This is a genomic window from Streptomyces sp. SID1328, assembly GCF_009865595.1.
In the GTDB taxonomy this organism is placed as follows: Bacteria; Actinomycetota; Actinomycetes; order Streptomycetales; family Streptomycetaceae; genus Streptomyces; species Streptomyces griseoluteus.
Genome location: NZ_WWKH01000007.1, coordinates 1 through 5,741 on the forward strand (window position 1 = coordinate 1; position 5,741 = coordinate 5,741).

A 5,741-nucleotide genomic window follows, 5' to 3' on the forward strand; every position below is an offset into this window, starting at 1 on the left:
ACCGCGGCCGCGCCGAGCAGCGCCACGGTCGCGCCCGCCGCGCCGGCCGCCGTGGCGTCCTTGCGGCCGAGTCTGCGCCCGGCGACGGTGTGCCGGCCGGAGACCTCTTCCAGCAGTTCCGCGAGCACTTCCTCGTTCGTCCAGCGGGGGCGCCACCCGGCCGAGTGCAGCCGGCTGCCGCTGACCACCCACGGGTACATCGTGTACGCCAGGTCGCCCGCCGGGGACGGGGTGAGCCCGATCCGGTGCAGCCGGGCGGCCGCGCCGAGGGCGACCGCCGAGGGCAGCTCCATGCGCCGGATGCCGCTCAGCTCCTCGACCTCCTCCTGCTCCAGCCAGCCGTCGCAGCCGACGGCGAGTTCCCCGTCGACCTTCTCCAGCACGGCGTACTCCAGCGCCGTGCACAGGTCGTCGACGTGGCAGAACTGCCAGGCGGGGCGGGAGTCCGCGACCACCAGCAGCCGGGGCGACTCGAAGTACCGGGTCAGCGCGGTGTCGGTGCCGCCGACCAGCAGGGCGGGGCGTACGACGGTGACGTTGAGGCCGGGGTGCGCGCGGGGCGCGCGGCGGGCCAGGCGCTCGATCTCCAGCAGGTCGGCGACCCCGGTGGCCTCGGCGGTGGCGCGCAGCTCGGCGTCCTCCGACAGCGGCAGCTCGTTGTCGGGCAGCGCGCCGTAGACCATGGCCGACGTGCACAGCACAACCCGGTGCACCCCGGCGGCGGCCGCCGCGGTGAGCACGGTCTGGGTGCCGCGCACGTTGTACGCCGTGCGGGCCGCCGCGTCGCTGCCCAGGTCCAGGTCGAGCGCGAGGTGCACCACGACGTCGGCTCCGCGCAGCTTCTCCGCGATGGCCGGGTCCCGCACGTCGAGGATGTGCCACTCCGCCTCGGCGCATTCCCCGCGCCGCTCGTCGATGGCCACGACCTGCCGGATCTCCTCGGACGCCGCGAGCCGCTCGGTGAGCAGCGCGCCGATCCCGGTGGCGGCGCCGGTGACCGCGACGACGGGCCCGCGCACCGCGGGCGAGGGCGATGCGGGCGGAGATGAGGGGTTTCGCGCTGCGCGAACCTGCGGATCTGGGGAACTCACCGGGCGTCTCCAGCGGTTGTCTTCAGTACGAGCGCGGACGACGCGCCCGTACCAGGTGCATCCATCCTGCCGCAGCCCATCTGTGGGCGAAGCACCGAGGCCCTATCCGGTCCGGGTGTCTACGCTGGGTGGTGAAGTCGGGCAGCCGCGCCGCCGGAGAGAACCGGTGGCCTTACCAGCCGAGGAACCCCGTGAGTGACACCCCATTCGGATTCGGCCTTCCGCCGGAGGAGCCGGACGACGGCGACGAGGGCAAGAAGAAGGACCAGCAGAGCGGTGGTGGGCAGGAGCCGGCCAACCCGTTCGGTTTCGGCGGTCTGCCGGGAGCCGGGGGCTTTGGCGGTCCCGGCGCCGACAATCCGCTCGCCGCGATGTTCGGCTCTCTGAACCCCAATGACCTGGGCGCGGCGTTCCAGCAGCTCGGCCAGATGCTCTCCTACGAGGGCGGCCCGGTGAACTGGGACATGGCCAAGCAGATCGCCCGCCAGACGGTCGCCCAGGGCACCCAGGACGGTGTCAAGGACGCGAGCGTCGGCCCGTCCGAGCGCTCCGCGGTCCAGGAGGCCGTGCGTCTGGCCGACCTGTGGCTGGACGACGCCACCTCGCTGCCCTCCGGCGCCAACACCTCCGTGGCCTGGTCGCGCGCGGAGTGGGTCGAGGCGACCCTCCCGGCCTGGAAGGAACTGGTCGACCCGGTCGCCGAGCGGGTCGGCGCGGCCATGGGTGACGTCCTGCCGGAGGAGATGCAGGCCATGGCGGGCCCGCTGATCGGCATGATGCGCTCGATGGGCGGCGCCATGTTCGGCACCCAGATCGGGCAGGCCGTGGGCGTGCTCGCGGGCGAGGTCGTCGGCTCCACCGACATCGGTCTGCCGCTGGGACCGGTGGGCAAGGCCGCGCTGCTCCCGGTCAACATGGAGGCGTTCGGCAAGGACCTGGGCATCCCCATGGAGGAGGTGCGTCTGTACCTCGCTCTGCGCGAGGCGGCCCACCAGCGCCTCTTCGCCCACGTGCCGTGGCTGCGCTCGCACCTGTTCGGCGCGGTCGAGGGATACGCGCGCGGCATCAAGGTCGACACCGCCAAGCTGGAGGACGTGGTCGGCCAGTTCGACCCGCAGAACCCCGAGCAGCTTCAGGACGCGCTCCAGCAGGGCATGTTCCAGCCCGAGGACACGCCCGAGCAGAAGGCGGCCCTGGCCCGGCTGGAGACGGCGCTCGCGCTGGTCGAGGGCTGGGTGGACGCGGTCGTCCACGCGGCCGCGAAGCCGCGCCTGTCCTCCGCCGACGCGCTGCGCGAGACGCTGCGCCGCCGTCGCGCGAGCGGCGGTCCGGCGGAGCAGACCTTCGCCACGCTGATCGGTCTGGAGCTGCGCCCGCGCCGCCTGCGCGACGCCTCCCGCCTGTGGGCCTCGCTCACCGACGCCCGCGGGGTCGACGGCCGGGACGACCTGTGGCACCACCCGGACATGCTGCCGACGGCCACCGACCTGGACGACCCGGACGGCTTCGTCCACCGCGAGCAGATGGACTTCTCCGAGCTGGACAAGATGCTCGGCGAGGCGGCCGGCGGCGGGGCGGAGAAGCCCGGCCTGAAGAAGGACGAGGGTGACGAGGGCAAGGGCGACAAGAGCGAGTGAGCCTGTACGACGACGCGGTCCTCGTGCTCAAGGGGTACGAGGACCAGCCCGAGCTGCGTGACGCCTACCAGGCCCACCTCGCCGCCCACCCGGACGGCATCTGGCGGTCCTGCGACGCGGGGCACCTCACGGCCAGCGCGCTGGTGATCGACCCGGAGCACGGCCGGGTGCTGCTCACCCTGCACAGGAAGCTGCGGATGTGGCTCCAGATGGGCGGCCACTGCGAGCCCGGTGACATCTCCATGGCGGGCGCGGCCCTGCGCGAGGCGACGGAGGAGTCCGGCATCGCCGGGCTGACCCTGCTCCCCGGCGGCCCGGTCCGGCTGGACCGGCACGCGATCCCGGCCCCCTGCAACTGGCACCTCGACGTGCAGTACGCGGTGCTGGCCCCGCGCGGCGCCGAGCACGCGATCAGCGACGAGTCGCTGGACCTGCGGTGGTTCCGCTACGACGAGGTCGCCGACGTGGCGGACGAGTCGGTGGTACGGCTGCTGGAGGCTACGCGGGCGCGGCTGTGAGACGGGGTGCGGTACGGAGGGCCTGGATCTGAACGGGGCTCGGAGCCGCACCCGGTTCGGCTCTGAACGTGTAAGGGGCGCCCGCCAACTGTGGGCGCCCCTTACGTTCGCCTCGTCACGTCCGGCGCACGCGCGCTCAGCTCCAGACGTTGCCCTGGTTCTGCCCGCGCGCGCCCTGCTGGCCCATGCCGAACTGGGCCGCGACCCCGCCGCCTATCTGCGCGTGCTGGGGCGGCAGCAGTTCGCTGGGCTGGACCAGGGCGAAGCCGGAACCCATGAAGCTCAGCTCCCAGCCCTCGCCCGTACTGCCGCGCCGCCGCCACACCCCGGACGAATGGGTCTGGGCCTGCATCTGCACCCGCAGCGAGGTGGACCAGGCGACGATGGCGTCCGCGTCGCAGTTGACGTACCGGTCCGGCGTGACCTGCATCAGCAGGGGCGTGCCGGAGGTCATCAGGGCGACCTTGCCGCGGCCGGTGATGTTCAGCTGGTACTTGCCCGAGCCGGAGATGCCGTAGAGGCTGTCCACCGCGATGACCTCGTGGTGCAGCGAGGAGTCCATGGCGAGGACGTAGGAGCTGTCCACGGTCAGGCCCTCCTGCTCCACGTCCAGCAGATGGACGTGCTGGGCGAGATTGGCGAGGTAGACGGTGCCCTGGCCGTGACAGCGCATCAGGTCCAGGCCCTCGCCGGTGTGGGCCCGCGCCCGGCGCTGGCCCTGGCTGCGGTACTCGGCGTCGAACTCGACCAGGCCCTGGTAGGCGACCATGGCGCCCTTGCGGGCCAGCAGGTCGTCATGGCCCTCCAGGGCGACGCGGAGCATCTGCGCGTTCTGCAGGCTCCAACGCTCCTGGGTCTGGGAGTCGTTGTGCGCGAAAAGCGGGCTCTGCATGGTGTCTGTGCTCCCCCTCAGCCCCGGAACCGGAGGCGGTCGGTGCTGTCCTCGCTGGGCTGGACGACGACGATGCCCGTCCCGGAGAACGCCATCTGGTACGCCTCGCCGCTGCCCCGGCCGATCAGCGACTGCGCCTTGAAGCTGCGCTTGCCCTTCACCTTCAGGTTCGGGGACCACGCCACGAGCGCGTCCGGGTCGACGTACGTCTCGTCCTCGCCGCCCCCGCAGTCCACCACGATCGGGGTGCCGCGCGAGGTCAGCGCGACCCAGCCCTGCCCGGAGATCCTGGTGTTCCACAGGCCCTGTCCGGCGAACTTGGCGAGCCCCTTCACCCGCTCCACGCCCCAGGTCAGGCCCGCGTCGAAGGCGAGCAGGTTGGTGGCGTTGACGGAGATGCCGTCGCCGTTCAGGTTGATCACGACCACGTCGGCGCCGTAGTCGGCGAGGTAGAGCAGCCCGTCGCCCGAGCACTTCATCAGCGGGGCGCCCTCACCGGTCATCCAGTCGCGGGCGATCTGGCGGACGGCGGGCGGGTTGGGCTCGTACTGGATGAAGCCCTCGTAGGCGATCATCGAGCCCACGCGCGCGAGGAGGTCGTTGCCGGTCTGCATGGCGACCTTCAGCATGTGGCTGCCGTGGTTCTCCATGCGGGCGGTGACGGGTGCGGGGGCGAAGCCCGCGAGCGGCTGGTTCATGACGGGCTCCCTCAGACCTCGTACGGCTGGACGACGATGAAGTTGCCGGGTGCGCCCCGGAACTGGAGGTTCACGCTCTCCCCCGTGTCGCCCGCGTAGGCGTTGCGGCGCATCCGGACCTGGCTGGAGACGATCACCTGTGAGGCGGCCGACCAGGCGACCACCGCGTGGCAGTCGGCGAAGGTCGTCGGCGTCACCGGCAGCACGACGGGCGTGCCGTGCGTCTTGACGACGAGGGTGCCGGTGCCCTGGAACTGCATGGTGAACAGCGCGCCGCCGGGAATGCCGTGGCCCTCGATGCGGCGGACCTCGTACTGGAGGCTCTCGTCGAAGGCGAGCACGTTCTCGGCGGAGACGCAGATCGCGTCGCCCTGCAGCTCGACCGGGTGGAGGTGGGTGGAGTTGTCGGCGAGGAACACCTGTCCCTGGCCGGTGCAGCGCATCAACTGCATCTCCTGGCCGGTGGCGTTGCCCACGAGCCGGCCGGTGATTCCGGCGCCCTTGTAGCTGAAGTCGACCTTGCCCTGGTAGAGCACCATGCTGCCCTGCCGGGCCAGTACCGGCTGGCCGCCGGCACCCAGGTCGACGCGGATCAGCTTGTGGTTCTGCTGGGTCCAGCGCTGCCCGGTGGGCGCCTCCTTGAACTTCTGGAGCGCGGCGCCCACTCCGGCCGCGCCCTGGGGCGCACCCTGCGGGACGCCGTAGGAGGGGGTGCCCTGGCCGGGGACCTGGCCGTAGCCGGGGGGCATGGGAGCGGACGGCGGGCCGCCGTGGGAGGGCGGCGAGTTGTAGCCGGGCGGTGCGGGGGCCGCCGGGGACTGGCCCGGACCCTGGCCGTAGCCGGGCGGGGCCGGTGCGGCCGGGGGCTGGCCGTAGCCCGGTGGCAGGGGTGCGCTCGGCGGGGC

General features: G+C 72.5%; 6 protein-coding genes. 2 read left to right on the plus strand and 4 right to left on the minus strand.

The genetic code is table 11. The features are described 5' to 3' along the window. Positions 1-1,091 (minus strand): SDR family oxidoreductase (locus GT030_RS00290; protein WP_161199260.1); only part of this gene is annotated, 1,091 nt, incomplete at its 3' end. Positions 1,092-1,282: 191 nt separating this feature from the next. Between GT030_RS00290 and GT030_RS00295 the strand changes: the two genes are divergently transcribed. Next, on the plus strand, positions 1,283-2,728 hold the full coding sequence (locus GT030_RS00295; protein ID WP_161199261.1) for a zinc-dependent metalloprotease: 1,446 nt from the start codon (positions 1,283-1,285) through the stop codon (positions 2,726-2,728). Further along, on the plus strand, positions 2,725-3,246 hold the full coding sequence (locus GT030_RS00300; RefSeq protein WP_161199262.1) for an NUDIX hydrolase: 522 nt from the start codon (positions 2,725-2,727) through the stop codon (positions 3,244-3,246). The genes GT030_RS00295 and GT030_RS00300 overlap by 4 nt, the downstream gene beginning before the upstream one ends. 136 nt (positions 3,247-3,382) lie before the next feature. On the opposite strand, the gene GT030_RS00305 is transcribed toward GT030_RS00300, so the two are convergent. The 3 genes from GT030_RS00305 to GT030_RS00315 all read right to left on the minus strand — a co-directional run. After that, positions 3,383-4,138: an AIM24 family protein gene (locus tag GT030_RS00305; RefSeq protein ID WP_086694704.1), complete on the minus strand. Its 756-nt coding sequence runs from the start codon at positions 4,136-4,138 to the stop codon at positions 3,383-3,385. 17 nt (positions 4,139-4,155) lie between these two features. Continuing rightward, a complete protein-coding gene (locus GT030_RS00310) occupies positions 4,156-4,836 on the minus strand; it encodes an AIM24 family protein (RefSeq protein ID WP_135789704.1) in 681 nt (226 codons plus the stop codon). An 11-nt stretch (positions 4,837-4,847) separates the two neighbouring features. Next, on the minus strand, positions 4,848-5,741 hold an 894-nt coding region (locus GT030_RS00315), incomplete at its 5' end, for an AIM24 family protein (RefSeq protein ID WP_202459502.1).

Coding starts and splice junctions, on each gene's coding strand:
- GT030_RS00305 (WP_086694704.1), bottom strand. CDS start 4,138: ATGCAGAGCCCGCTTTTCGCGCACAACGACTCCCAGACCCAGGAGCGT.
- GT030_RS00310 (WP_135789704.1), bottom strand. CDS start 4,836: ATGAACCAGCCGCTCGCGGGCTTCGCCCCCGCACCCGTCACCGCCCGC.